Origin of the sequence: Micromonospora sp. NPDC049048 (assembly GCF_043197615.1) — a bacterium.
Taxonomy (GTDB): Bacteria; Actinomycetota; Actinomycetes; order Mycobacteriales; family Micromonosporaceae; genus Micromonospora.
Genome location: NZ_JBICTM010000002.1, coordinates 765,792 through 790,786, shown reverse-complemented (window position 1 = coordinate 790,786; position 24,995 = coordinate 765,792). Strand labels below are relative to the sequence as shown.

The following is a 24,995-nucleotide window of genomic DNA, read 5'->3' as shown; positions in this document are numbered from 1 at the left end:
GTCCCGGGTCCCCCGGGGCACCCTGGCCAAACCTGCCGCCATCGGGGAGGGGTTTCGGGCACCGGGCCCCGGGAAGGGACGGAGGGTACCCCGGAGAGGAGAGAGAGACCGAGATGGCAGCGACGACACTTCAGGGCAAGCGGATCGCGTTCCTGGCCGCCGACGGCGTCGAGGAGGTCGAGTACGTCCAGCCCCGGGAGGCGGTGGAGCAGGCCGGCGCCACGGTGGAGCTGGTCTCGCTCAAGCCCGGCACGATCCAGTCCTTCAACCACCTGGACCAGTCCAAGACGTACGACGTGGACGTGACGGCGGCCGACGCGGACGCCGGCGGCTACGACGCGCTGGTGCTGCCCGGCGGGGTGGCGAACCCGGACTTCCTGCGGACCGATCCGCACGCGGTGCGTTTCGTCCGGGCGTTCTTCGACGCCGGCAAGCCGGTCGGGGTGATCTGCCACGGGCCGTGGACGCTGGTCGAGGCGGACGTGGTGCGGGGCCGCCGGATCACCTCCTGGCCCAGCCTGCGCACCGACCTCACCAACGCCGGCGCGGACTGGGTCGACGAGGAGGTCGTCGCGGACGGCGGCCTGGTCAGCAGCCGTAAGCCGGACGATCTGCCGGCCTTCTGTGCGAGGATCGTCGAAGAGTTCGCCGGAGGCCCGCACTCGTCCCGCTGACCCGTCGTCGGTCGTGGGGCCGGTGGTCCGTAGCGCCGCCGGCCTCCCGACCGACGAGGTGCACGCCTTTCCGCGCGCATGTCTCAGGTGGGCGGGGAAAGGAGGCGGGATGACGACGCAAGCCCCGGCGCTCGGCGGGCGGCAGATCCGGCTGCTGATGTTCGGCCTGATGACCGGCATGCTGCTGGCCGCGCTCGACCAGACGATCGTCGGCACCGCGCTGCCGACGATCGTCGGTGAGCTGGGCGGGATCAACCACTACTCGTGGGTGGTGACGGCGTACCTGCTCGCCTCCACGGCCTCGACGCCGCTCTACGGCAAGATGGCCGACCTGTACGGGCGGCGCCCCGTCTTCCTCTTCTCCATCAGCACGTTCCTGCTCGGCTCGCTGCTGGCCGGCCTGTCGCAGGACATGACCCAGCTCATCGTCACCCGGGGGGTGCAGGGTCTCGGCGCCGGCGGCCTGATGACGCTCGCGTTCACCATCATCTCGGACGTGGTGTCGCCCCGGGAACGCGGTCGCTACCAGGGGCTGTTCGGGGCGGTCTTCGGCCTCTCCTCGGTCGCCGGCCCGCTGGTCGGCGGTTACTTCGCCGAGACCGACTGGCGGTGGATCTTCTACATCAACCTGCCGCTGGGGATCCTGGCGATCGTCGTGTGCTCCCGGGTGCTGCGGCTGGTCCCGTTCACCCGGCGCGACCACTCGATCGACTGGGTCGGCGCGGCGCTGCTGGTCGCCGGGGTGAGCTGCCTGCTGCTCGCGCTGAGCTGGGGCGGCAACGAGTACGCCTGGGGCTCCGGGGTGATCGTCGGCCTCTTCGTCGCGGGCGCGGTGCTCGGCGTGCTCTTCGTGCTCCAGGAGGCCCGGGTGGCCGAGCCGATCCTGCCGCTGCGGCTGTTCCGCAGCGCCACGTTCGCGCTGGCCAACTCGGCCGGCTTCGTGCTCGGCCTGGTGATGTTCGGCTCGATCATCTTCATTCCGCTCTACCTCCAGATCGTCCGGGGCGCCTCGCCGACCCGCAGCGGCCTGCTGATGCTGCCGATGATGGCCGGCGTCATCGTCACCTCGGTGCTGACCGGCCGGGCGATGAGCCGGATCGGGCGCTACAAGTGGTTCCCGGTGGCCGGCGCGGTGGTGCTCCTGGTCGGCATGCTGCTGTTCACCCGACTGGAGGTGGACACCTCCCTCTGGGTGGCCTTCGGCTACATGGTCGTGATCGGCATCGGGCTGGGGCTCTGCATGCAGTCGCTGATCCTGGCCGTGCAGAACGCGGTGTCGATGCGGGACCTGGGCGCCGGCACCTCGTCGGCCACATTCTTCCGGTCGCTGGGCGGCTCGTTCGGCGTCGCCATCCTCGGCGCGGTGCTGTCGGCGCGGCTCACCTCGGAACTCGCCGCCCGGCTGCCGGCGGCGATCGCCCAGCTGCCGCCGGAGCAGCAGGCCGCGGTGGCGGCGAGCGGCGGGGCGGACGTCTCGGTCAACGACCCGGCGACGATCCTGGCGCTTCCCGCCCCGGTACGCGCCGCCGTCCAGGCGGCGTTCGTGGAGTCGCTGCACCTGGTCTTCCTCACCACCGGCCTGATCGCGATCGTGGCGGTGCTGGTCACCCTGGCGCTGCCGAACGAGAAGCTGCGCGGTGCGGGGCCGGGCGGCGCCACGGGCGGCACGGACGGCCTCGGCGGCGAGGGCCCGCCGCCCGGCGGCAAGCCGCTGTCCGGGGAGTCGAAGGAGGAGGCCGCCGCCGAGATGGAGGCGAAGAGCCAGACGATGCTCTGACCGCCCCGGGTCGGCGGGCCTACTTGAGGATCAGCCGGTTGGTCTGCTCGAAGACGTCCAGGTCGGCGAGGGTCTCGGTGACGCTCGTGGAGAGCGGGGCCGGGAGCTGCGCCCGGTGGAAGAACCCGGCGTCGGTCGTCTCGTCGGTGATCCGGGCGAGTTCGCCGTCCCACTCGTCGACCCGGAACGCGGTCGTGAAGATCTGGTACGTGTGGCCGTACATGTTGGTGTGGGTGCGGTCCGGGCCGGTGTAGAGGGCGAAGGCGCTGACCCGCAGCGCGCGCAGCCCGGTCTCCTCGCGTACCTCGCGGACGGCGCAGTCGGCGATCGACTCGCCCAGCTCCATCGCCCCGGCGGGCAGGGCCCACTGCCCGTTGTCGGAGCGCTGGATGAGCAGGAGGCGCCCCGCGTTGTCGCGGACCACGGCGCGGGCGCCCACGAACATCAGCGTCCGGTCACCGGCGAGCGCGCGTAGCTGTCCCACGTACGAATCAGCCCAGGAGATGCTCACCCGGACAATTTACGGGGCTCTTCCGATCTCGGTCGGCATTCCAGGGTTCCCAACCTGTGACCGCCGACACTATTTTGTTACCCATGCGTAGCACCATGATGGACGCCCCTCTCCAGGTCTCGCGGATCCTGCGACACGGGGCCACCGTGCACGGCACGGCGGAGGTGGTCACCTGGACGGGCGGCGACCCGCGCCGGATGACGTACGCCGAGGTCGGGCGGGCGGCGGCCCGGCTGGCCCACGCGCTGCGCGACGAGTGTGGCGTCACCGGCGACGAGCGGGTCGCCACCTTCATGTGGAACAACGCCGAGCACCTGGTGGCGTACTTCGCGGTGCCCAGCATGGGCGCGGTGCTGCACACCCTCAACATCCGGCTCTTTCCGGACCAGGTCGCCTACATCGCCAACCACGCCGAGGACCGGGTGGTGCTGGTCGACTCGACGCTCATCCCGCTGCTGGCCCGGGTGATCGGCGAGATGACGACGGTGCGGCACGTGGTGGTGGTCGGCGGCGGGGACCCGGCCCCGCTCACGGCGGCGGCCGGCGACCGGATCACCGTGCACCACTGGGACGCGCTGCTGGCCGACCGTCCCGACGTCTTCGACTGGCCGGAGGTGGACGAACGCGACGCCGCCGCCCTCTGCTACACCTCGGGCACCACCGGCAACCCGAAGGGCGTGGCCTACTCGCACCGCTCGATCTACCTGCACTCGCTCCAGGTCTGCATGCCGGAGGGGTTCGGTCTCGGCCCGGTCGACCGCGAGCTGGCCATCGTGCCGATGTTCCACGCGATGTCCTGGGGGCTGCCGTACGCGGCCTTCCTCTCCGGGGCGTCACTGATCATGCCGGACCGGTTCCTCCAGGCCGGGCCGATCGCGGAGATGATCGCCGCCGAGCGGCCGACCCTGGCCGGCGCGGTGCCGACGATCTGGAACGACCTGCTGGCCCACCTGGACGCCCACGACGTGGACAGCTCCTCCCTGCGGGAGGTCATCGTGGGCGGTTCGGCCTGCCCGCCGGCGCTGATGCACGCGTTCGCCGAGCGGCACGGCATCGACGTCATCCACGCCTGGGGGATGACCGAGATGTCCCCGCTGGGCTCGGTATCCCGGCCGCCGGCCGGCGCGACGGGGGAGGAGGCCTGGCGCTACCGCTACACGCAGGGCCGGGTGCCGGCCGGGGTCGAGGCCCGCATCGTCGGCCCGGTGGGCGAGCCGCTGCCCGCCGACGGGGCGTCGGTCGGCGAGCTGGAGGTACGCGGGCCGTGGGTGACCGCCCGGTACGTCGGCGACGACGTGCCCGACGAGGAGAAGTTCCGCGACGGCTGGCTGCGTACCGGTGACGTCGGCACCCTCTCGCCCGACGGCTACATCACGCTCACCGACCGCGCCAAGGACGTCATCAAGTCCGGCGGCGAGTGGATCTCCTCGGTCGAGCTGGAGAACGCCCTGATGGCCCACCCGGCGGTGCTGGAGGCCTGTGTGGTGGGCGTGCCCGACGAGCGCTGGGGTGAGCGGCCGCTGGCCACCGTGGTGCTCCGTGAGGGGGCGTCGGCGACCGTCGAGGAGCTGCGCGAGTTCCTCGCCGAGTCGGTGGCCCGCTGGCAGTTGCCGGAGCGCTGGGCCGTCATCGACGCGGTGCCGAAGACCAGCGTCGGCAAGTTCGACAAGAAGGTCGTCCGTTCCCGGTACGCCGGGGGCGAACTGAGTGTCCGGGAGCTGACCGCCCCGTAACGTTCTCAGGCGCATCGTCGCCTGTTGGGGTAGGGAACACTCCTGAACTCCCTCCCCAGGGGCGGCCCCGGCGTTCGCACCGCGCCGGGGCCGCCCGCTCCATGCGGGTCACCCCGCACCGTCATTGTTGCGAAGATTGTTCGTCTCTGTGCCCACTACGGGGAAACTTGCCCAGCTCAGAGGGCTTTCTATCCCCTCGGGGCGGCCGTCACTCGTTTCCGCTGGTGGTGATCAGCACCTTGCCGACCACCGAGTTCTCCACCGCCTGGTGCGCCGCGGCGGCAGCCGAGAGCGGATGGTGGTGCAGCGGCAGGCCCGCGTCCTCGCCCACCCGGATCCCGCCCTGTGCCGCCGCGGCGGCCACGTCCACCACCGCCTGCGCCTTTGCCACCTTCGGCTCGGTGTAGACGAGCACGAACTGGAATCGCGCGTTCGGCGCCATCAACGGCCGGATCGGCAGGGTCACCTCGTCCCCGCCGTCGTCGGCGTAGACGCAGACCGCGCCGCCGCGCCCGAGCAGTTGGACGTCGGTGGCGGCGTTGCGCGCCGCGGAGACCTCGACGATGGTGTGCACCCCGTCGGGCGCGATCTTGCGGACCTCCTCGACCACGTCCTGCTGCCGGTAGTCGACCACGAAGGAGGCGCCGGCCGCCGCCGCCAGCTGCGCCTTCTCCGGGCTGCTGACCGTCGCGACCACGCAGGCGTCCGCCCACCGGGCGAGCTGGATGGCCGCGTTGCCCACCGCCCCCGCCCCGCCCTGCACGAGCACCGTGTGGTCGCTGAGCGCGCCCGCGTGCAGCCGGTCCGGCGTGTACTCGCCGGCGGTGAGGCAGCGGTGCGCGGTGAGGAAGGGGATGCCCAGGCAGGCGCCCAGGTCGAACGAGGCGTCGCCGAGGGGCACCGCCTGCCGGACCGGCACCACCGTGTACTCGGCGGCGGTGCCCCATGGCCGCTGCCACGCGGCCTCCCACAGCCACACCCGCTCGCCGATCAGCTCCCGGTCGACCCCCTCGCCGACCGCTTCGATCACCCCCGCGCCGTCCTGCCCGGGCGTCTGCCAGCCGCCCGGCAGCGGCCCCGCCCGTCGCGCCTTCCAGTCCGTCGGGTTCACCCCCGACACGGCCATCCGCACCAGGACCTCGCCGGGGCCGGGCTCCGGCACCGGCCGGTCGACCAGTTGCAGCACCGAGGCGTCGCCGGTGCGCTCGTACACGATCGCCTTCATCCCCGTCTCCTCACCCGGCGGCCCCCGGCGGGCGCCGTCGGGTGCGGTACCCGCCGCATCCCCGCTCATGCCGCCCCGCCCCATGCGACGCGTCCGCCCGCGTAGCGGGCGGACGCCGGGTGAGGTTCCCCGGTGATCAGGACGGCATGGACGTCAACCGGCGGTTTCGGGGTCCACGGCGTCCTGATCACCGAGGTCGGCGTCGATGGTCCGGGGGGTGAGGTCGCCGATCGCGTCGAGCACCACGGCCGCGAGCCGCTCGGCGTCCGGGTCCAGCGGGTACGTCCCGTGCGGCACCGCCACCACCGTCATCCGGGCGGCGGCGGCCGACCGGACGCCGTTGGACGAATCCTCCACGGCGACGCAGCGGGCCGGGTCGACGCCCAGCCGCTCGGCGACCGCCAGGTAGACGTCCGGCGCCGGCTTGCCCCGCGCGGTCTCCTCGGTCGACAGCGTGGCGCCGAACGCCCCGGTCAGGCCCGTCGCGGCCAGCGCCGCCGCGATCAGCCGGGTCGGCGACGAGCTGGCCAGCCCCAGCGGCCACCGTTCGGCCAGCCGGCGCACGACCTCGTCGGCCCCGTCGATCAGCGGTACGCGTTCCGCGTAGCGCCGGGTCATCTCCTCGACCACCTCGGCGGCGACCTGCTCGGGGCTGCGGTCGACGCCCAGCTCACCGCTGAGGTAGCGGGCCCACTCGCCGGTGCTCATGCCCATCAGCCGGCGCTGCGTGTCGGGCTGCCAGGTCCCGCCGTGTGCCGCGACGTACGCCCGCCGGACCTCCTCCCACACCGGCTCGGAGTCCACGATCACGCCGTCCAGGTCGAAGACCACCGCATCCACCACGCACCCATCCTGCCCCAACGCGCGGCACCGGGCAGACGGCGGCAGGCGGTCGGACAAGCGGACAGGCGGGCGGCGGTCAGGTCCGCAGCGCGGGCAGGCCGATCGGGTTGCCCTCCGGGATGACGGTGTGGGCGGCGCGGGCGATGGGTTCGAGCAGCTCCCGCAGCCGCTGCGCGCGCTCCGGACCGAGCGCCCGCCACGGGCCGGCGGCAGCGGCGTCGGTGGCGTCCTCGATCGCCTGGAAGCGGGACCGGCCCAGCTCGGTCGGCTCCCCGTCCGGCGTCAGCCAGCCCCGCTCGGCCAGCCGGGTGCGGGCCTCGGCCCACTGCTCCTCCGACCAGCCCCGCCCGAGCAGGTTCAGCGGGGAGATGTCGACCGCGACCCGCCAGGCCAGCGTCTCCACCGGGTCGAGGTCGGCCGCGACCAGCGCGGCGATGTGCCCGTCGCCGCGGTGCTCGCGCAGCGTGGTGGCGGCCTGCCAGAGTCGGGCCAGCGGGTACTCGCCGCGCGGCAGGGCGGCGTTGGCGGCGCCCAGCACCCGACCGGCCGGCTCCGCCTCGGCGGCGGCGGCCTCCAGCAGCTCGGCGGCCTCGACCAGGTGCGACTCCGGCAGCTCGTAGGTCAGCTCGGCCAGCGCCTGCACCGCGCCCGTGAGCCGGGCCCGCAGGGCCTCCTGCGGGGTGACCAGCCGCCAGACGGCCGGCAGCGCCCGCGCCACCGTGTGCGGGGCGAAGCTGAAGAACGCCGCGGTCACCGGCGCGGCCTCGGCGGGCCCCAGCGGCGCGGCCCGGCCGGCGAAGTAGCCGCGCCAGAAGCCGCGCAGCCCGACCGCCTCGAAGGCGGCCCGGGCGCGGGGGTGGAAGTAGGTGACCGCGTGGACGGGCTCGTAGTGCGTCCACAACACCCGGGCGGTCCGTCCCGCGTCGTCCAGCGCCGTCACGTGCACCTCCGCGTCCGGTCCGGTCGTCACCCCGGACGGCCGACCGCCCGGGGTGACGCTGAACCTACTGCGAGTTGGTGAGGGGCCGGAAGCCCCGTGTGGGCTACCACATCAACAACGGGCGACATCCCGGACGAACCGGGCCGCCATCGCCGGGCAACGGGCCGGTCACGGGTCCAACTCGGCCCGCCTCGCGGGTCACTGCGCCGCGAGCACGTCCACCACGAAGCGCAGCGGACCGGCCGGACGGCCGCTGGAGGCGTCGTTGCCGTACGCCAGCTCGGCCGGGATGTCGAGCTGCACGCGGCTGCCGACGGTCACTCCGACCAGGCCCTGGTCCCAGCCCGGGATGACCTGGCCGACGCCGATGGCGAAGGAGGCCGGCTGGCCGGCGTTCCACGACGAGTCGAACTCCTTGCCGTCCTTGAAGAAGACGCCGACGTAGTTCGTGGTGATCGTCTGGCCCTTCTGCACCGCCGGGCCGGTGCCCTTGATCAGCGGGGTCACGGTGAGCTTCTTCAGCTCGCCCGTGCCGGCGGCGACCGTCGGCTTGCTGCCCAGGGCCGGGTCGGCCCCCTCCGGCAGCTTCGGGGTGCCGGGCGCATCGGCGGCGGGGGCGCTGGCGGACGGGCCCGAGGACGCCGTGCCGGCCGTCTCGTCCTTGTCGCCGTCGCTGTTGCGCCCGATCGTCACGAAGACGGTGATCAGCACCGCGACCACGGCGACCCCGGCGAGCCCGCCGGCCCACGCCTGGCGGCGGCGCTTCGCCTCGGCCGCCTTCTGCGCGGCCAACTGGGCGGCCAGCCGCCGCTCCGACTTCTGGGACCGGTTCTGCGTACGCTCGCTCACGGCGTCGACTCCCTGCTGCGAAGGTGGTGGCCGGCATCGGAGTGCCGGGGGAAAGCCGACGCACACGGTACCCGCCCCGCCGCCCACCGCGCCGCCTCGACGGTCGTCGCTCCCACCGCACGGGTCACGCCGGCCCCGGCACCACCATGAAGTCGGTCACGTACGAGGTGACCCGGCCGTCGGCGGTCCGCCCGATCCAGGTGCCGTAGCAGCCGTCGCCCCAGCCGGACCAGACCGTCACCACGTTGGCCCCGGTCGACTCGTCCAGCACCGCGGCGACGTGCCCCGGCACCGGTCCGTCGGCCGGCTCGTCCGCGACGAAGACGTCCGTCACCGCGTCCTCGTCCCACGCCTCCAGGGCGGCCAGCGCGGTCGGGTCGGCCAGGGTGCCGATGCCGGTGTCCACCCCGTAGCCGAACCAACCGTCGGCCTTGAGTTCCGCGACGTCCTGGTCGCCGACCAGCGCCATCTCCCAGCGGACCGCCGGCTCGTCGTGGACGACCAGTTCGAGGGCGGCCACCCGCCGGTCCGTCTCGGCGTCCTCGCCCCGCACCACCGCGACCCAGGCCCGCGCCGGGTAGCGGCCGGGGGCCACCCCGACCGTGAACGGCTCGTCCTCGGGGCAGGCCACCGGGTCGCAGCCGACCACCCGCCCCGTCGGCAGCACGACGTCGCCCAGCGGGTGGACCTCCATGACGTACGTGGCGTGCTCGTCGGCGAAGCGGGCGCCGGGCGTCAGCAGCCGGTCCAGGTCGGGGGTGTACGGCATGGGGTTCCTCTCGCGGCGGGGCCGGCGGGAGCGTACCCGCGGCGGACCGCACCGGGCGAGACCGCACCGGGCCGTCGGCGGCTCAGCCCTCCAGCTGCCGGGCCAGCGCCTGGCGCAGGTGGTGCTTCGGGCGGGACCCGACGACCGAGCCGACCACCTCCCCGTGGCGGAAGACCAGCAGGGTCGGCAGGGACAGCACCGAGTACGTGCGGGTGGCGGCCGGGTTCGCGTCGGTGTCGATCGTCGCGACGAGCATCCGCCCGGCGAACTCCTCGGCGAGCTCGGCGAGGCTGCGGGAGATGGCCCGGCACGGCGGGCACCAGTCCGCCCAGAAGTCGACCACCACCGGCCGGTCGGCGGCGAGCACCACGGTGGCGAAGGTGTCGTCGGTGACGACGGTCAGCGAGCCGTCCGGCGCAGTCTCGAGCATGTTTCCTCCCGGTGGGTGATGGCGTGGGCGAGTTGGTCGCGCAGCTCCCGGCGGACCGCGTGCAGCCGGTCGATGCCGGCGTCGACCTCGGCCAGCTTGCGCCGCAGCACGGCCACCGAGTCGGGGCAGACGTGACCGGAGGCGTTGCCGGCCCGCAGGCAGGCGACGAACGGGCGGATGTCGTCCAGGCCGAAGCCGACCGCGAGCAACGCCCGGATCTCGCGTACGACCGGCAGCTCCGACTCGTCGTAGACCCGGTATCCGTTGGCCGAGCGGGTCGCCCGGAGAAGTCCGTGCGTCTCGTAGTAGCGCAGGGCCCGGGTGCTCGTGCCGGCGCGTTCCGCCAGCTCACCGATCAGCATCCGACCTCCCTCGTCCGACCCGATCGACGCTAGACCTTGCCACCGGCGTCAAGGCAACCTCGGCCGCGCGGCAGGCGCGTACGACCGGAAGGGGTCAGGCGGTCTTGCGGGCCGCCTTCTTCGGCGCGGCCTTCTTCGCGGCGGGCTTCTTCTCGCCCTCGGCGGTCTTCTTCGGCGCGGCCTTCTTGGCGGTCTTCTTCGGGGCGGCCTTCTTCTCGGCGGTCTTCCTGGCCGGGGCCTTCGCCGCCTTCTTCTCGGCGGCCTTCTTCTGCGCCGAGCGGGCCGCCGAGATCGGGGTCGGTTCCCCACCGCCGCCGGCCGGTGCCTCGCCCCGCGCGGAGCGGGCACGCTCGACGGACGCCTTCAGCGCCGCCATCAGGTCGACGGCGGCGGCCGGGGCCTCCTCGACCTCCTCCGGCTGGACCACCTCGCGGCCCTCCACCTTGGCGTCGATGACCTCCTGGAGGGCGGCCCGGTAGTCGTCGGTGAAGGCGTCCGGCTCGAACTCGCCGGCCATCGAGTCGATCAGCGAGCTGGCCATCGCCAGCTCCGGCGGGCGGACCTTCAGGTCCTCGTCGAGGAAGCCGAAGTCGGGTTTGCGGATCTCGTCCGGCCAGAGCATGGTGTTGAGCAGCAGTACGCCCTCGCGGACCCGCAGCGTGGCGAGCTGCTCCCGTTGGCGCAGCGCCACCTTGACGATCGCCACCCGCTCCGAGTCGGCGAGCGCGTCGCGCAGCAGCACGTACGGCTTGGTGGCGGTGCCCTCCGGCTCCAGGAAGTACGCCTTGTTGTAGAGGATCGGGTCGACCTGCTCGGCCGGGACGAACTCCAGTACGTCGATCGCGCGCGAGCTGGACAGCGGCAGCTCGGCGAAGTCCTCGTCGGTGAGGATCACCATCTCGCCGCCGCCGATGTCGTAGCCCTTGGCGATGTCGTCGTAGCTGACCTCTTCGCCGCAGACCTGGCAGGTGCGCTTGTAGCGGATGCGGCCGCCGTCCTCCCGGTGCACCTGGTGGAAGCGGATGTCCTTCTCCTCGGTGGCCGAGTAGAGCTTGACCCCGATCGAGACGAGGCCGAACGAGACGGCTCCCTTCCAGATGGCCCGCATCCCCGTGCTCCTCTCGCCGGTAAAGCCCAGGATCGCAAATGATCGAAGGCCACGCGAGCGCTTCCGTGCGCAAGTACAGTCGGGAGGTGCCCGGCGCGCCGCTCAAGCCGATGCTCGCGATGACCGGGCAGATCCCGGCGGGTGCCGGCTGGGCGTACGAGTTCAAGTGGGACGGTGTCCGCGCGCTGGCCGACATCTCCGGCGGCCGGCAGCACCTGTACGCCCGCAGCGGCGTGGAGATCACCGCCGCGTACCCCGAGCTGGCCACCCTGCGCGAGCAGGTGGGCGACGCGCTGCTCGACGGCGAGGTGGTGCTGCTCGGCGCGACCGGCCAGCCCTCGTTCACGGCACTGGCGGAGCGGATGCACGTGCGCGACCGGCAGAAGGCCGCCCGGCTGGCGGCGGTCGCCCCGGTGACGTACATGATCTTCGACCTGCTCCGGCTCGACGGCGAGGACCTGACCGGCCGGCCGTACGCCCGACGGCGGAAGGCCCTGGAGGGCCTCGGGCTCGGCGGCGCCCGGTGGGCGGTGCCGCCGGTCTTCGGCGACGGCCCGGCCACCTACGAGGCGGCCGGCGAGCACGGCCTGGAGGGCGTGATGGCCAAGCGGGTCGACTCGGTCTACCGGCCGGGTGTCCGCTCCCCGGACTGGGTGAAGGTGAAGCTGGAGGTCACGGGCGACTTCGTGGTCGGCGGCTGGCGGCCCGGGGCGCGCAAGATCGGCGGCCTGCTGGTCGGCGTGCCGCGCCCGGACGGGCGGCTCACCTACCGGGGGCGGGTGGGCGGCGGCATCGGCGCGGCCATCGAGCGGGCGCTGCTGCACGAGCTGGAGCCGTTGCGCAGCGGCGCGTCCCCGTTCGGGGGCGACGTGCCGCGCGAGGACGCCCGGGGCGCGATCTGGGTGACACCACGGGTCGTGGTGGAGGTGAAGTACGGCCAGCGCACCCCGGACGGGCGGCTGCGGTTCCCCCGGGTGCTCCGGCTGCGGCCGGACAAACCCGTCGAGGAGGTCGACGATGCCGGGTGAGCGGTTGAAGGTGGACGTCGAGGGACGCGCGTTGGAGCTGTCCAACCTGGACAAGGTGCTCTACCCCGACGCCGGGTTCACCAAGGGTGAGGTGATCGACTACTACACCCGCATCGCCCCGGTGCTCCTGCCGCACCTCACCGACCGGGCGCTCACCCGGATCCGCTTCCCCAACGGGGTCACGGGCGGCTCGTTCTTCGAGAAGAACGCTCCGGCCGCCACCCCCCGCTGGGTACGCACCGAGACACTGCCCGCGCCCGGGTCCAGCAAGGGCCGCGAGACCATCGACTACGTGGTCGCCGACGACCTGCCCACCCTGGTCTGGCTGGCCAACCTCGCCGCGCTGGAACTGCACACGCCGCAGTGGAAGATCGGCGAGCACCCGGACATGATGGTCGTCGACCTCGATCCGGGGTCGCCGGCGTCGCTGCGCCAGTGCTGCCAGGTGGCGCTGCTGATGCGCGACCGGCTCGCCGACGACGGCGTCTCCGCGTATCCGAAGACCTCGGGCAAGAAGGGCATGCAGCTCTGCTGCCCCATCGCCGGCACGCAGGACGCCGATCTCGTGTCCGACTACGCCAAGCGCATAGCGCAGGAGCTGGAGCGGGCGCACCCGAAGCTGATCGTGTCGAAGATGGCGAAGAACCTGCGGCCGGGCAAGGTCTTCATCGACTGGAGCCAGAACAGCGCCGCCAAGACGACCGTGTCGCCGTACTCGCTGCGGGCGCAGTCCGTGCCGGCCGTGTCCACCCCGCTGACCTGGGACGAGGTCGAGGCGGGCGCGGCGGGGAAGCGTCCGGCGACCAGGCCGTACACGGCGGGGGAGGTGCTGAAGCGGGTGGAGAAGCAGGGCGACCTGCTGGCCCCGCTCCTGGACGGCGGCCCGGCTCTGCCCGGCCCGTGACAGGCTGAATCTTGGACAGTGGCCGTTCGTGCCAGACGGCAACTGTCCGAGATCTGCCCGGCGGCGTGTGGCGGGGCGGTTTGTTGGCGTCGGGTGGGTGCCGGTTCAGTAGGGTGGGCGCAGCCTGCGGAGGAGTGCGACATGAACACGACCGATGCCCTCGTCCGGGATCCGGTGACCGGTGACCGGGCGGCGGAGGTGGACCGGCCGCTGCTCACCTACCTCGACGACGCGACGGGCGAGCGGGTCGACCTGACGGCGGCGGAGCTGGGCGGCTGGGCGGCGCGGGCCGCCGGGCTGCTGCGCGAGGGCTGCGGGCTGGGCGTCGGCGACCGGGCGGCGGTGCTGCTCCCGGCCCACTGGCAGACCGCCGCCGTGCTGCTGGGCGCCTGGTCGGCCGGGGTGGCGGTGTCGTTCCGGCCCCGGGCGACCGCCGGCCTGCCGGCCATCGAGCCGGGCGCCGACGAGCCGTACGACGCCGTGTTCGTCAGCGCCGAGCGGCTGGACGACTGGCTGGAGGACGTGCCCGAGGCGCGGCACCGCTACGTGCTCTCCCTCGGCGCCAACCCGCCGCGGGAGGTGCCCCCGGGCTACCTGGAATGGCGGGCCGAGGTGGAGCGGCACGCCGGCGCGCTGCCCGCGTCCGCCCCGCTGACCAGCTCGGACGCGGCCAGCCCCGACGGTACGAGCTACCGCGAGTGGGGCAGCGTCGCGCTGGCCGTGGCGGAGCGGCTGGACCTGCGGGCGGGCGACCGGCTGCTGGTCGACGTCGCCGAGCACGAACAACCGGTCTACTGGCTGCTGGCGCCACTGGCCGTCGGCGCGTCGGTGGTGCTCTGCGCGAACCTGGACCAGGCCCGGCTGGAGGCCCGGGTCGCCGCCGAGCAGATCACCCGGGTGCTGTAGATGGGCGGGATCTACACCGAGGCGAGCATGTCCCTGGACGGCTACATCGCCGGCCCGGGGGAGAGCGGCTTCGACCAGCTGTTCCAGTGGTACGGCAACGGCGAGGTCGCCACTCCGACCGCCAAGCCGGAGATGACGTTCCGCACCTCGCCGGCGAGCGCCGGGCACCTGCGGCACACCCTGGACGACACCGGCGCCCTGGTCGTCGGCCGGCGACTGTTCGACCTCGTGGACGCCTGGGACGGCCGCCACCCCATGGACAAGCCCGTCGTGGTCCTCACCCACCACGTACCGGACGGCTGGCCCCGGCCGGACGCGCCGTTCACCTTCGTGACCGAGGGCGTCGAGGCCGCCGTCGCGCAGGCCAGGGAGCTGGCCGGCGACCGCTGGGTGGCGGTGAACGGGGGCAGCATCGCCCGCCAGTGCCTGGCGGCCGGGCTGCTCGACGAGATCCGGGTCAACCTGGTGCCGGTCCTGCTCGGCGACGGTGTGCCGTTCTTCGAGCACGTCCGCGACGCCCCTGTCGAGCTGTCGAACCCGACGGTCGTCGAGGGCGACCGGGTCACCCACCTCTACTACCGGGTCCGCCGCCCGTAACCGTCCACGGAGGAAGAGAGCGGGCAGGTAGTCGGGGCCGCGGGGCACCCGAGCGCCTCCTAGTAGCGCTCCCCGGCCCCCTGGCGTTACAGGGAGATCCGGCCGTTGACGCAGGTCTGTTGCCGGTGCCATCGACGTGGTCTCATACCGGGAAGACGACGTCATCGACCTGGTCGAGACGACCCCGCGTCGACTCCGCACCGCCTCCATTCTCTGAAAGGTGCACTGATGCACAGGAGACCCATCTTCCGACTCGCAGTCCTCACGGCCGCCGCCGCGACGGTCCTGGCGTCCGGCGGCGCCTACGGCGCGGTGTCGGCGGCGCCCGTTCCCGTCTCCCCGGGCGCGGCCGAGTGCGAGCCGGGTGCCGACGGGCACAGCGCGGCCCGGCTCGCCGAGGGCGCCACCGCCAAGGAGCCGGAGCTGTACTCCAAGAACGAGGCGAAGGCCTATGGCGTCATCAAGGACGCCCCGCGCCTGCCCAATGGCAGCGTCACCGTGCCGACGGTCTTCCACATGATCTCCGACCACCCCCTCAGCGCGGCCGAGACGACCCGGTGGAACACCCTGATCGCGGCGCAGATGAAGGTGCTCAACGACTCGTTCTCGGGCCGCACCGCGCCGGACGCCGCCGACACGCCGTTCCGGTTCGACCTGGTCGACACGACCTGGACCGTGAACAGTGACTGGTACACGGTCGTGCCCGGCAAGAACGAGCGCGACATGAAGAAGGCGCTGTACACCGGCGACTCCGAGACCCTCAACGTGTACGCGGCCAACATCGGCGGCGGCCTGCTCGGCTGGGCGTACTTCCCGAAGGACTACAACAACGGCCGCGACTACATCGACGGCGTGGTGATGCTCGACGAGTCGATGCCGGGCGGCACGGCCGGCAAGTACGCCCTCGGTGACACGCTGACGCACGAGGTCGGGCACTGGCTGATGCTGGAGCACACCTTCGCCCACGGCTGCTCCGCCGCCGGCGACTTCGTCGAGGACACCCCGCGCGAGGCGGCGCCGCAGTTCAACTGCCCGGTCGGCGCGGACACCTGCACCGCACCCGGGCTGGACCCGATCCACAACTTCATGGACTACACGCAGGACTCCTGCATGAACATGTTCACCCCGGGCCAGGCGGACCGGATGAGCGACGCCTGGGTCGCCTTCCGGGCCGGCGGCGCCGGCTGACCCACCCGACCACACCGCTTCGCCGAGGCGGGGCGAGACGAGTCGAGACGAGTCGATCAAGAGGTTTGCGTCACCGACGAGCATGTCGGAGGACGCAAACCTCTTGGTCATTCCGGAGGGCCGGTGGTCAGCGGCGGAGGGTGCGGTGGGCGCAGGGCGACAGGTGGTCGGTGGGCAGCGCACACCGCGCGCCGCCGGGCAGTGGCCGGTCACAGAAGACCCAATGTCGTACGCCCTGCTGGTCCTCGGCCGAGACGGTGACCCCGCCGGGCTCGACACGGGCGCTGAGCCGGGCCAGCACGCGGGCGGCGGTCCGGGCGAGGATCCGGGCCCGGAGCAGGTCGGGCGCGGTGACCGGCAGATGGATCACCCAGCGTTCGGTCATCGGTTGAGCCGACGAATCAGGTTGCGCACGGGTGACCGCCCTTCGCCGTTCGTGCCTTCGGTGGTTCGCGTCTGAAGTGGAGGGGCGGACTCCGCCGGTTGCGGGCGACGGAGACCGCCCCGCCCTGCCGCCGCAGCCTGATCGACGGTACGGCGACAGGGGCCGCGCCGGGGGAGCGCGGGGGTGGGGTCTCGACGGCGATGCGAGACCGGTACGAGAGGCGCCAACCGACCGCAGCAGCACCGCATCACCGACAGTGACGCTATTGCCACCGAGTCACCTATGTCAAGCATGTCTGCGAGTCATCTACCCACCTATGTCATCCGTGCTACATACGTTGCCTGTGCCGCGAACGTTGATCGATACTGGGCGGGCCAACCGACTGCAAGGGGCCCGACGTGCCTATTCCGCCCACGATGGACGAGCTGCTGGCCGATCTACTGAAAAAGATCAAGGATGGGGCATATCCGGCTGGCTCGCAGCTGCCCTCCGGGCGGGCGCTGGCGGCGGAGTATGACGTCTCGCAGTCGACAATCAGCCGCGCGGTGGCGAGGTTGCGGGAGCAGGGTGTGCTGGTCGGCCGCCCGGGGCGCGGCGTCTTCGTCGCGGAGTCCATCCGGCCCTGACGGTGCCGCTCGCCTGAGCCGGGCCTCGAACGGATTTGCCACGGCCGCTGTTCCCCGCTCAGGCTTCCACGGCCCGGCGACTTTCCCTTATGGAGTTAATCGAGCAGTGCGCAACGCGCGCTCTTGAGATGCCGCAAGTGATTCACTAGGTTCGATTGGTAGGCGCGATCAGGGACCGTTTCGGATCCGGGAGAGTGACCCCATCGCACACATCGAACTAGGGGTGGACGAGGCCGAGTTCCCGGGCATCCGTGGGCCGCTGCGCTTCCGGCCGGAGACCGGCCAACCGTTGCTCGAGCTGGTCGAGGTGCTGCTGCGGGGGCCGCACCCGCTCACCCCCGGGGAACGGGAACTGATAGCCGCGTACGTCTCCGGCCGCAACGAGTGCACCTACTGCTGCGCGGCGCACTCGGCGTACGCGGCGGCGCAACTCGACGAGGGGATGGCCCTGGTCGACCAGGTGCGCGCCGACCTGGACAGCGCACCGATCTCTGCGAAACTGCGTGCCCTGCTGCGCGTCGCCGGTGCCGTGCAGGTCAGCGGACGTGCGGTCACCCCCGAACTGGTCGAGGCCGCCCGTGCCGAGGGCGCCTCCGACCTGGAGATCCACGACGCGGTCCTGATCGCGGCGGCCTTCTGCATGTTCAACCGGTACGTCGACGGCCTCGGCACCCGACCGGCGGCCGACCCCGGCTGGTACGCGCAGGCGTCCGAGCGCATCGTCAACGCCGGCTACCGCAGGGTCGTCTGACGACGAGCCGACCGGCGCCACCGGACCGAACCCGCCTGCCCACGAGCAGAACCCGGAGCATCAGGTCATGGCACATATCGACCTCGGCCAGGACGAGCAGGTCTACCTGGGCATCCACGGCCTGATCCGGTACCGGCCGGAGACCGGCCGCGCCCTGCTGGCGCTGAACGAGGCGCTGCTGCGCGGACCGCACCCGCTCACCCCCGGCGAGCGGGAACTGATCGCCGCGTACGTTTCCGGCCGCAACGAGTGCCGGTTCTGCCAGGGCGCGCACTCGGCGTTCGCCGCCGTGCAACTCGACGAGGGGATGGTCCTGGTCGACCAGGTTCACGTCGACCTGGACAGCGCACCGATCTCTGCGAAACTGCGTGCCCTGCTGCGCATCGCCGGTGCCGTGCAGGTCAGCGGACGTGCGGTCACCCCCGAACTGGTCGAGGCCGCCCGTGCCGAGGGCGCCTCCGACCTGGAGATCCACGACGCGGTCCTGATCGCGGCGGCGTACTGCATGTTCAACCGGTACGTCGACGGCCTCGGCACCTCCGTACCCGAGGACCAGGAGTGGTATCTCGGGCCGGCCGGACGGGTCGCCACCCAGGGCTACCTGCCGGTGCTGGACCGCTGACCCGTACCGGTCACCCGAGGGTTCATCCGTCAACCGAATGGGGGCGTGACGTCATGGCACACATCGACCTGGGCGTGGACGAGAACGAGTTTCCCGGGGTCCGGGGCCCGTTGAAGTACCGGCCGGTGACCGGCAGGCCGATGCTGGAACTGGCCGAGACCCTGCTGCGCGGGCCGCTCAGCCTGCCGACGGCCGACCGCGAGCTGATCGCCGCGTACGTCTCCGGCCTGAACGACTGCACCTACTGCTGCTCGGCGCACTCGGCCTTCGCCGCCGCCCTGCTCGACGAGGGCATGACCCTGGTCGACCAGGTACGCGCCGACCTGGACAACGCCCCGGTCAGTGCCAAGCTGCGCGCCCTGCTGCACATCGCGGGGGCCGTGCAGCGCAGTGGACGCAGCGTCACCCCCGAACTGGTCGGGGCGGCCCGCGCCGAGGGCGCCACCGACGAGGAGATCCACGACACGGTGCTGATCGCGGCGGCCTTCTGCATGGTCAACCGGTACGTCGACGGCCTCGGCACGTTCGCCCCGAGCGACCCGAAGTACTACGACGAGACGGCCCAACGGGTCATCAGCGCCGGCTACCGCAACACGGTCTGAACCTGATCCTGCTGCGTCAGGCGGCGGCGAACCGTCGTCCTTCCATCCATGCCGCCGAGGATGGGGATGAGCCAGTCTGCTGACAGACTCCGGACATGAGTTACGACCTGGCGGTGTGGGAGGGCGTGCGGCCCGGAGACGACGGGGAGGGTGGCGTTGTCTACGAAAGGCTCTACGAGAAGTACATGGAGGGTGAGGAGTTCGACCCCACGCCGATCATCCTTGCCTATGCCGAAGCGCTAGCTGAGCGTTGGGCCGTCATTACTGAAGGCAGATCCTCCGGTTGGGGGTCGTTGCGTGACGACGCCTCCGGCCCGATGATCTACCTGACCATGCCGTACGGGCTGGCTGGGAAGTTGTCGGCCGAGGCCGCCCGGCTGGCCGACAGGCACGGACTTGTCTGCTACGACCCACAGACGGAGCACCTCCGGCCAGTACACGACGACTAGGTCCGGCCGCAGGGACTTACGGCTGAGTCGTTTACGACATCAGCTCTACAGCGAGCGCGAGGGACATCGGCCCCCCGGAGATCAGTCGACCGTGGGCAGCTTCGGGCCGAGGACGTCGTCGGCGTCGACGATCGTGTACGCGTATCCCTGCTCGGCGAGGAAGCGCTGCCGGTGGGCCGCGTACTCGGTGTCGATGGTGTCGCGGGAGACGACGGTGTAGAAGTGCGCCTGGCGGCCGTCGGCCTTCGGCCGCAGCACCCGGCCCAGCCGCTGCGCCTCCTCCTGCCGGGAGCCGAACGTGCCCGACACCTGGATCGCCACCGCCGCCTCGGGCAGGTCGATGGAGAAGTTGCCGACCTTCGAGATCACCAGTGTCCGCACCTCGCCGGAGCGGAACGCGTCGAAGAGCCGCTCGCGCTCCTTGTTGGTGGTGGAGCCCTGCACGATGGGCGCGTCGAGGTACTCGCCGAGCTGGTGCAGTTGGTCGATGTAGCCGCCGATGACGAGGACCTGCTCATCGGGGTGCCGGTCGACGAGCGCCTTCACCACCGGCAGCTTGGTGCGGGCGGTGGCCGCCATCCGGTAGCGCTCCTCGGCCTCCGCCGTCGCGTACGACATGCGTTCCGCGTCGGTGAGCGTGACGCGTACCTCGGTGCACTGGGCCGGGGCGATCCAGCCCTGCTGCTCGATGTCCTTCCAGGGCGCGTCGTACCGCTTGGGGCCGATGAGGCTGAACACGTCGCCCTCGCGGCCGTCCTCGCGTACCAGAGTGGCCGTGAGGCCCAACCGGCGACGGGCCTGGAGGTCCGCGGTGAAGCGGAAGATCGGCGCGGGCAGCAGGTGCACCTCGTCGTAGACGACCAGGCCCCAGTCGCGGGCGCCGAACAGGTCCAGGTGGGTGAAGGCGCCCTTCTTGCGCGAGGTGAGCACCTGGTACGTGGCGATGGTGACCGGACGGATCTCCTTGCGCTCGCCCGAGTACTCGCCGATCTCGTCCTCGGTCAGCGACGTGCGGGCGATCAGCTCCCGCTTCCACTGCCGGCCCGCCACCGTGTTCGTGACCAGGATGAGGGTGGTCGCCTTCGCCTCGGCCATCGCCGCCGCCCCGACCAGCGTCTTGCCGGCGCCGCAGGGCAGCACCACGACGCCCGACCCGCCGGCCCAGAACGCCTCGACGGCCTCCCGCTGGTACGACCGCAACGTCCAGGGTTTCCCACCGTCCTTGCCGGCCTCGGCCAGCTCGATGGGGTGCGCCTCGCCGTCGACGTAGCCGGCCAGGTCCTCCGCCGGCCAGCCGAGCTTGAGCAGTGCCTGCTTGAGCCGGCCGCGCTCGGACGGGTGCACCGCGATCGTGTCGTCGTCGAGCTTCGCGCCGAGCATCCCGGCGAGCTTCTTGCTCTTGGCGACCTCGATCAGCACCACCCGGTCCAGCGCCCGCAGCACCAGGCCGTGCGCCGGGTCGTTGGCGAGCTGGAGGCGGCCGTACCGGTCCATCGTCTCGGCCACGTCGACCAGCAGCGCGTGCGGCACCGGGTAGCGGGAGTACTTGATCAGTGAGTCCACCACGCCCTCGGCGTCGTGGCCGGCGGCCCGCGCGTTCCACAGCCCGAGCGGCGTCAGCCGGTAGGTGTGCACGTGCTCCGGGGAGCGCTCCAGCTCGGCGAAGGGCGCGATGGCCATCCGGCACGCCTGCGCGTCGGGGTGGTCGATCTCCAGCAGCAGGGTCTTGTCCGACTGCACGATCAGGGGTCCACCGCTCACGCCAGTGCCTCTCCTCCGCCTCGGTCGCCGGCTGTCCGGGAGGCGACTGACCCACCCAGGCCGACCCACCAGTCTTGCACGCACCCGGGTGACGGCAGAAAAATCTGGTCACCTGGAGCAACCGGAGCGGCACTCGCAACGTCTAGCAAAGGGAACAACTGTCAGGAGGCAGCATGAGACACGTCCGGATCAGCAGCCGGCTGGTCGCCCTGGCAGTGGTCACCCTGGTCGGGGCCGGTGCGTGCACGTTCGATCCGCAGGCCGGCGGCGGCGGGGGCGGGGGACCTGTCGCGGCCGGGGCTGCGGAACGGGTAACGGGGGCGAGCGGTACGCCCGGGCCGGACCAGCGGGTGCGGCCCAGCACGGCGCCGCCGAAGCCCAGGGTCAAGCCGACCCGGGTCACGCCGGCACCGACGCGCCCCCCGGTGCAGCCGACGCGGCCCGCGACGAAACCCACCGCCCCGCCGTCCGTCGCCGCCGGCTGCCCGCAGGGCGAGCACCAGCGCGAGGTGGAGACGTACCTCGCCCGGCTGGGCGGGTTCGGGCGCGTGACCGTCGACGGCCGGCAGTCCGCCGCCGACTGCACCGCCATCAAGAAGTTCCAGAAGCGGTACGACATCCGCCCCGCCCACGGCCGCGCCGGGCCCACGACGTACGACGTGGCGAAGCGGCTCGCCACCACCGACACGGCGCGCTGCCGGGCCGGCTCGGGCACCACCTTCTGCATCGACCTGACCCGGCAGACCACCTGGGTCATGCGCAACGGCAAGGTGCTCGTGCCGCCGACGGTGACCCGCACGGGCATGCCCGGCTACCGCACCCCGGCCGGCACGTTCAAGATCAACTATCGCAACGTCAAGGAGTGGTCCGACCCGTACGAGGTGTGGCTGCCGTACTGGCAGCACTTCACCCAGGGGATGGGCTTCCACCAGACCACGACCTACCTGCACAACAAGTCGATCGGCTCGCACGGCTGCGTCAACCTGCTGCGCGCCGACGCCGTGCGCTACTGGGAGCTGGGCAAGGTCGGCAGCAAGGTGGTGCTGGTCGGGCGGCGTCCCGGCACCTGAGCCGCCCCGGCAGCACCGATAAGACGCACAAGTCGTCCGATCCGGGTTTCATCCCCTGTCACTCGCGGCATGACGGTGTCACGCTGGACGCCAGACGTCGAACCGGACGGGGAGGCTGGAGATGACGGTCGACCGTGAAGTGGTCCCGGAGCACAGTCCCGCGCACGACCGGTCGCCCGTCGAGGAGGTCTCCACCGCCACGATGGTCGCGTACGGGGTGGCAGCCGTGGTGCTCGTCGGCTGGTTCCTCTTCGGCTGGCTGGTGCTCGAACAGGGCTTCATCGATTCGGTCGGCGAGTCGGCCGGCGCCGGGTTCGCGCTGCTGCTGATCGTCTCCGTCGTCGGGACCGTACGCCGTAGTCGGCGCTGACCCGGCCCGCCCGGTCCGGCCGCTCAGTCCTCCCGTACCGCCGCCGTGATCCGGTGCAGGGCGAAGGTGTGCAGCATCTCCGTCCGGTCGTCCTCGGCGCGCAGGTAGCCCGCGCCCAACGAGACCGGCCGCACGAGCCGGGACGCGGTCGCCCCGTGCGCGTCGACGTAGCCCACCCAGACCAGCGCCCGGTCCCGGACCGCCTGCTGGAGCACCGCGATGGCGTCACTGTGCGAGGGCACCGGAGCGGGACCCGTACGGCCGACTCCGCCCCGCACCACGGCCGGCGCCCGCCGGGCGGCCCGGGCCGCCGCGTCACCGCGCCGGATCTGCTCCACCACCCCCAACAGGCGGGGCATGGCCAACTTCGGGGTCGTCAACGGGTCGAGCGTCCTGGTCGTCACCGGCACCCGGGCCGGGGCCCGCCGGGTCTTCGGGCGGGCGAGCACCGCCGACCCGCTCGCGTCCTCCGGCACCGGCGCGTAGCCGGCGTCGCGCAGCGCCAGCAGCATCCGGCCCACCTGGTACGGGGTCGCCAGCACCGTCGGCGCCAGCCGGCGCAGCGCCAGCGGCTCCAGCCGCCGGTCGGCGAGCACCTCGGTCAGCAGCGCCTCGTCGTCGCTGCGCACGTACGCCCCGGCGGAGCCGACGCGCAGCCCGCCGTGCTTGCGCGCGACGTCGTCCACCAGATACGTCAGCCCCTGCGGGACGGGGGTGCGGGAGCGCCGCCGGAACAGGGAGTGCAGGTCGTCGGCCGAGTAGCCGGCGTCCAGGGCCCGGCGGACGCTGGCCGGGGTGACCCGGTGCACGCTCGCCCCGCCGGCCGACTCGTGCTCCGCCACCACCTCCAGCTCGCCGGCGAGCGCCGGATCGGGCGGGCCGGGCACCACGACGGTCAGGTCCGCCTGTACGAGGAAGTGGTCCACCGGGGCGGGCAGCAGCGCGTCCAGCGCGCGTACGGCGCTGGTCGGGTCACCGCTCTCGGCGTCGGAACGCAACCCGAGCGGGTCGTCGCCGTGCTCGTCGGCCGCCGTCACGTCGGCGAGCAGCAGCCGCCCGTACGAGGTGAGCGCCCCCAGCCCCGTCACGCCCAGCGTGGCCGCCTCGGCCAGCACCTCGCGGTGCGCGGCCTCCCGCCCCCGGCTGCGCCGGGGCGCCCGCCAGTCGAGCAGGGCCAGCACCTCCTCGGGGGTGGGCCCGGTGGCCGGCTCCAGGCCGGCGAGGACCTCCAGCACGGCCCGTCGGGCGGCCGGCGCGCCGGCCCGTTCCGCCTCGGCGGAGAGCACCGTGATGGGCCGGTCCCGGTCGTCGCGCTGCCCGACCAGCCCGACCTGCCGGGTCATGGTCAGCCACGCGCGGGCGAGCTGCTCCCAGCGCTGCGCGAGCGTCCCGGCCCGCCACACCTCGTACCCGGCGGTGGGCAGCACCTGCTGATCCGCGCCGTGCCGCGTCGTGGTGGCCCCGGGCAGGTCGACCTCGCCGATGAGCCCGCCCGCGTACGCCGACTCCAGCAGCAGGGCCGCCGTCGGCTCGTCGACCCCGACGGCCTTGGCGAGCCGGCGCAGGTCACGGACGCCCAGGCCACCCGAGCGCAGCACCGGCGCCGGTTCGGCCGCCAACTGCTCCAGCAGCGCCTCCGTGTGGCGTACCACCTCCATGGTCTGCCCGGCCCCGGCCGAGTCGGCGGCCTTCGGCTCGCGCGGCGCGGTGGCCACCGGCGGCGGGCTGCTGCGCAGCGGGCCGAGCGGGCCGCTGTCGCGACGCAGCAGCAGGCCGACCTCCCGGGGCAGCTCGACGGTGCCCGTGACGCCGGCCCGGCCGCCGGAGACCGGCACCAGCAGGTGGTGGTCGACGAGCCAGCGCACCGGCGAGCCGGTCGGCGCGCCGCCGTTGGTCGGGTCCGGCGGCAGGTCGTCCTCCGCGCCGAGCGCGGGCGCCCGCAACGCGCCCGCCGGCACGCTGCCGACCGGCGGTCCGGCGGCCAGCCGGTCGAGGATCGCCCGGGCCGAGGGCGGCGCGGCCAGCAGCGTCCGCCGCAGCTTCGCCGGGTCCGCGCAGAGCGCCGCCGTCCGCGCGTTCAGCTCCGCCGCCGGTCGACCCAGCCCCGCCGGGTACGGGGAGACCTCGTCGACGCTCGCCACCACGCGCAGGGCGTTCTCGGGGCCGTGCAGCACGAAGAGCGCGCGCAGCCGGTTCACGGCGGCCCGGACGGTGGTGGGGGCGGGTGGGTGCGGGCCGGCGGTCGCCATGGCCAGCACCGCGTCGGTGGAGGTGCTCTGGTCGACCGCGTCCCGGGTCAGCCGGGCGGCGTCCAGCATCAGCAGGGTGAACTCGTCCAGCGCGTCGAGGGCGCGGGCCACCGAGACCCGCGACTGGGCCCGGGTGGCGAGCGCGGAGACGTCGGCCGGTACGGGTACGACGAGGTCCGGCCGCAGCTGGAGGAGGGCGGCGAGCGACTCGTCGGGAAGCGACCGCAGGTGGTCGGCGAGTGAGGTGGTCATCGTCGTTCCACGCT

At 72.8% G+C, this 24,995-nt stretch carries 26 protein-coding genes and 1 pseudogene; 15 read left to right on the top strand and 12 right to left on the bottom strand.

Going from position 1 to position 24,995, the window contains the following annotated elements; genetic code table 11:
* Window positions 1-113: 113 nt before the first annotated feature.
* Both ACGFIG_RS09085 and ACGFIG_RS09080 read left to right on the top strand, forming a co-directional pair.
* A complete protein-coding gene (locus ACGFIG_RS09085) occupies window positions 114-674 on the top strand; it encodes a type 1 glutamine amidotransferase domain-containing protein (protein ID WP_393000762.1) in 561 nt (186 codons plus the stop codon).
* A gap of 109 nt (window positions 675-783) precedes the next feature.
* On the top strand, window positions 784-2,451 hold the full coding sequence (locus ACGFIG_RS09080) for an MDR family MFS transporter (protein WP_393000760.1): 1,668 nt from the start codon (window positions 784-786) through the stop codon (window positions 2,449-2,451).
* Between the two features lie 19 nt (window positions 2,452-2,470).
* Here the strand turns inward: ACGFIG_RS09080 and ACGFIG_RS09075 are convergent, their stop codons facing one another.
* The gene (locus ACGFIG_RS09075) at window positions 2,471-2,962 is read right to left on the bottom strand and encodes an NUDIX domain-containing protein (protein ID WP_393000758.1); all 492 of its coding nucleotides are present in this window, start codon (window positions 2,960-2,962) and stop codon (window positions 2,471-2,473) included.
* Between the two features lie 98 nt (window positions 2,963-3,060).
* Here ACGFIG_RS09075 and ACGFIG_RS09070 point away from each other — a divergent pair, with 98 nt between their 5' ends.
* Entirely contained in the window at window positions 3,061-4,695 is a 1,635-nt protein-coding gene (locus tag ACGFIG_RS09070; protein ID WP_393001395.1) for a fatty acid--CoA ligase, read from the top strand.
* Window positions 4,696-4,903: 208 nt separating this feature from the next.
* Here the strand turns inward: ACGFIG_RS09070 and ACGFIG_RS09065 are convergent, their stop codons facing one another.
* The 8 genes and pseudogenes from ACGFIG_RS09065 to ACGFIG_RS09030 form a co-directional block, all read right to left on the bottom strand.
* Window positions 4,904-5,920 carry an NADPH:quinone reductase gene (locus ACGFIG_RS09065; RefSeq protein ID WP_393000756.1) on the bottom strand — a complete coding sequence of 339 codons (1,017 nt, stop codon included), beginning with the start codon at window positions 5,918-5,920 and terminating at the stop codon, window positions 4,904-4,906.
* A 153-nt stretch (window positions 5,921-6,073) separates the two neighbouring features.
* Entirely contained in the window at window positions 6,074-6,763 is a 690-nt protein-coding gene (locus ACGFIG_RS09060; protein ID WP_393000754.1) for an HAD family hydrolase, read from the bottom strand.
* Window positions 6,764-6,839: 76 nt separating this feature from the next.
* The gene (locus ACGFIG_RS09055) at window positions 6,840-7,664 is read right to left on the bottom strand and encodes a hypothetical protein (RefSeq protein ID WP_393001393.1); all 825 of its coding nucleotides are present in this window, start codon (window positions 7,662-7,664) and stop codon (window positions 6,840-6,842) included.
* 237 nt (window positions 7,665-7,901) lie between these two features.
* Window positions 7,902-8,589: pseudogene (locus tag ACGFIG_RS09050) on the bottom strand (FKBP-type peptidyl-prolyl cis-trans isomerase).
* An 87-nt stretch (window positions 8,590-8,676) separates the two neighbouring features.
* Window positions 8,677-9,321, bottom strand: coding sequence for a DUF4241 domain-containing protein (locus ACGFIG_RS09045; protein ID WP_393000752.1), 645 nt, complete (start codon window positions 9,319-9,321; stop codon window positions 8,677-8,679).
* Between the two features lie 82 nt (window positions 9,322-9,403).
* The gene (locus ACGFIG_RS09040) at window positions 9,404-9,751 is read right to left on the bottom strand and encodes a thioredoxin family protein (protein ID WP_393000750.1); all 348 of its coding nucleotides are present in this window, start codon (window positions 9,749-9,751) and stop codon (window positions 9,404-9,406) included.
* Complete coding sequence (locus ACGFIG_RS09035; RefSeq protein WP_393000748.1) at window positions 9,721-10,113, bottom strand: MerR family transcriptional regulator; 393 nt, start codon at window positions 10,111-10,113, stop codon at window positions 9,721-9,723. Before ACGFIG_RS09035 ends, ACGFIG_RS09040 begins: the two co-directional genes overlap by 31 nt.
* 94 nt (window positions 10,114-10,207) lie before the next feature.
* The gene (locus ACGFIG_RS09030; RefSeq protein WP_393000746.1) at window positions 10,208-11,221 is read right to left on the bottom strand and encodes a Ku protein; all 1,014 of its coding nucleotides are present in this window, start codon (window positions 11,219-11,221) and stop codon (window positions 10,208-10,210) included.
* A gap of 86 nt (window positions 11,222-11,307) precedes the next feature.
* Between ACGFIG_RS09030 and ligD (ACGFIG_RS09025) the strand changes: the two genes are divergently transcribed.
* From ligD (ACGFIG_RS09025) to ACGFIG_RS09005, 5 genes are all read left to right on the top strand, one after another.
* Window positions 11,308-12,249, top strand: coding sequence for a non-homologous end-joining DNA ligase (ligD, locus tag ACGFIG_RS09025; RefSeq protein ID WP_393001391.1), 942 nt, complete (start codon window positions 11,308-11,310; stop codon window positions 12,247-12,249).
* Window positions 12,239-13,153: a non-homologous end-joining DNA ligase gene (gene ligD / locus ACGFIG_RS09020; RefSeq protein ID WP_393000744.1), complete on the top strand. Its 915-nt coding sequence runs from the start codon at window positions 12,239-12,241 to the stop codon at window positions 13,151-13,153. Before ligD (ACGFIG_RS09025) ends, ligD (ACGFIG_RS09020) begins: the two co-directional genes overlap by 11 nt.
* A 141-nt stretch (window positions 13,154-13,294) precedes the next feature.
* The gene (locus ACGFIG_RS09015) at window positions 13,295-14,059 is read left to right on the top strand and encodes a TIGR03089 family protein (protein ID WP_393000742.1); all 765 of its coding nucleotides are present in this window, start codon (window positions 13,295-13,297) and stop codon (window positions 14,057-14,059) included.
* Complete coding sequence (locus tag ACGFIG_RS09010) at window positions 14,060-14,656, top strand: dihydrofolate reductase family protein (protein WP_393000740.1); 597 nt, start codon at window positions 14,060-14,062, stop codon at window positions 14,654-14,656. It begins immediately after the preceding gene.
* A gap of 228 nt (window positions 14,657-14,884) precedes the next feature.
* Entirely contained in the window at window positions 14,885-15,844 is a 960-nt protein-coding gene (locus ACGFIG_RS09005) for a zinc metalloprotease (protein ID WP_393000738.1), read from the top strand.
* A 127-nt stretch (window positions 15,845-15,971) separates the two neighbouring features.
* Here ACGFIG_RS09005 and ACGFIG_RS09000 read toward each other — a convergent pair whose 3' ends face one another.
* Entirely contained in the window at window positions 15,972-16,229 is a 258-nt protein-coding gene (locus ACGFIG_RS09000) for a hypothetical protein (protein WP_393000736.1), read from the bottom strand.
* 416 nt (window positions 16,230-16,645) lie between these two features.
* On the opposite strand from ACGFIG_RS09000, the gene ACGFIG_RS08995 reads away from it, so the two are divergent.
* From ACGFIG_RS08995 to ACGFIG_RS08975, 5 genes are all read left to right on the top strand, one after another.
* Window positions 16,646-16,855, top strand: a complete 210-nt coding sequence (locus ACGFIG_RS08995) for a GntR family transcriptional regulator (RefSeq protein WP_393000734.1) — start codon at window positions 16,646-16,648, stop codon at window positions 16,853-16,855.
* Between the two features lie 202 nt (window positions 16,856-17,057).
* Window positions 17,058-17,606: a carboxymuconolactone decarboxylase family protein gene (locus ACGFIG_RS08990; RefSeq protein ID WP_393001389.1), complete on the top strand. Its 549-nt coding sequence runs from the start codon at window positions 17,058-17,060 to the stop codon at window positions 17,604-17,606.
* 67 nt (window positions 17,607-17,673) lie between these two features.
* Window positions 17,674-18,228: a carboxymuconolactone decarboxylase family protein gene (locus ACGFIG_RS08985; protein ID WP_393000732.1), complete on the top strand. Its 555-nt coding sequence runs from the start codon at window positions 17,674-17,676 to the stop codon at window positions 18,226-18,228.
* 53 nt (window positions 18,229-18,281) lie between these two features.
* Window positions 18,282-18,830, top strand: coding sequence for a carboxymuconolactone decarboxylase family protein (locus ACGFIG_RS08980; protein ID WP_393000730.1), 549 nt, complete (start codon window positions 18,282-18,284; stop codon window positions 18,828-18,830).
* A 95-nt stretch (window positions 18,831-18,925) separates the two neighbouring features.
* Window positions 18,926-19,279, top strand: a complete 354-nt coding sequence (locus tag ACGFIG_RS08975; protein WP_393000728.1) for a hypothetical protein — start codon at window positions 18,926-18,928, stop codon at window positions 19,277-19,279.
* An 81-nt stretch (window positions 19,280-19,360) separates the two neighbouring features.
* Here the strand turns inward: ACGFIG_RS08975 and ACGFIG_RS08970 are convergent, their stop codons facing one another.
* Window positions 19,361-21,040, bottom strand: coding sequence for a DNA repair helicase XPB (locus ACGFIG_RS08970; protein ID WP_393000726.1), 1,680 nt, complete (start codon window positions 21,038-21,040; stop codon window positions 19,361-19,363).
* 173 nt (window positions 21,041-21,213) lie between these two features.
* On the opposite strand from ACGFIG_RS08970, the gene ACGFIG_RS08965 reads away from it, so the two are divergent.
* Together ACGFIG_RS08965 and ACGFIG_RS08960 are read left to right on the top strand one after the other, a co-directional pair.
* Window positions 21,214-22,110: a L,D-transpeptidase family protein gene (locus tag ACGFIG_RS08965; protein ID WP_393000724.1), complete on the top strand. Its 897-nt coding sequence runs from the start codon at window positions 21,214-21,216 to the stop codon at window positions 22,108-22,110.
* Between the two features lie 121 nt (window positions 22,111-22,231).
* On the top strand, window positions 22,232-22,480 hold the full coding sequence (locus ACGFIG_RS08960; RefSeq protein WP_393000722.1) for a hypothetical protein: 249 nt from the start codon (window positions 22,232-22,234) through the stop codon (window positions 22,478-22,480).
* A 23-nt stretch (window positions 22,481-22,503) separates the two neighbouring features.
* Here ACGFIG_RS08960 and ACGFIG_RS08955 read toward each other — a convergent pair whose 3' ends face one another.
* Window positions 22,504-24,981, bottom strand: a complete 2,478-nt coding sequence (locus ACGFIG_RS08955; protein ID WP_393000720.1) for a helicase-associated domain-containing protein — start codon at window positions 24,979-24,981, stop codon at window positions 22,504-22,506.
* Between the last annotated feature and the right edge of the window lie 14 nt (window positions 24,982-24,995).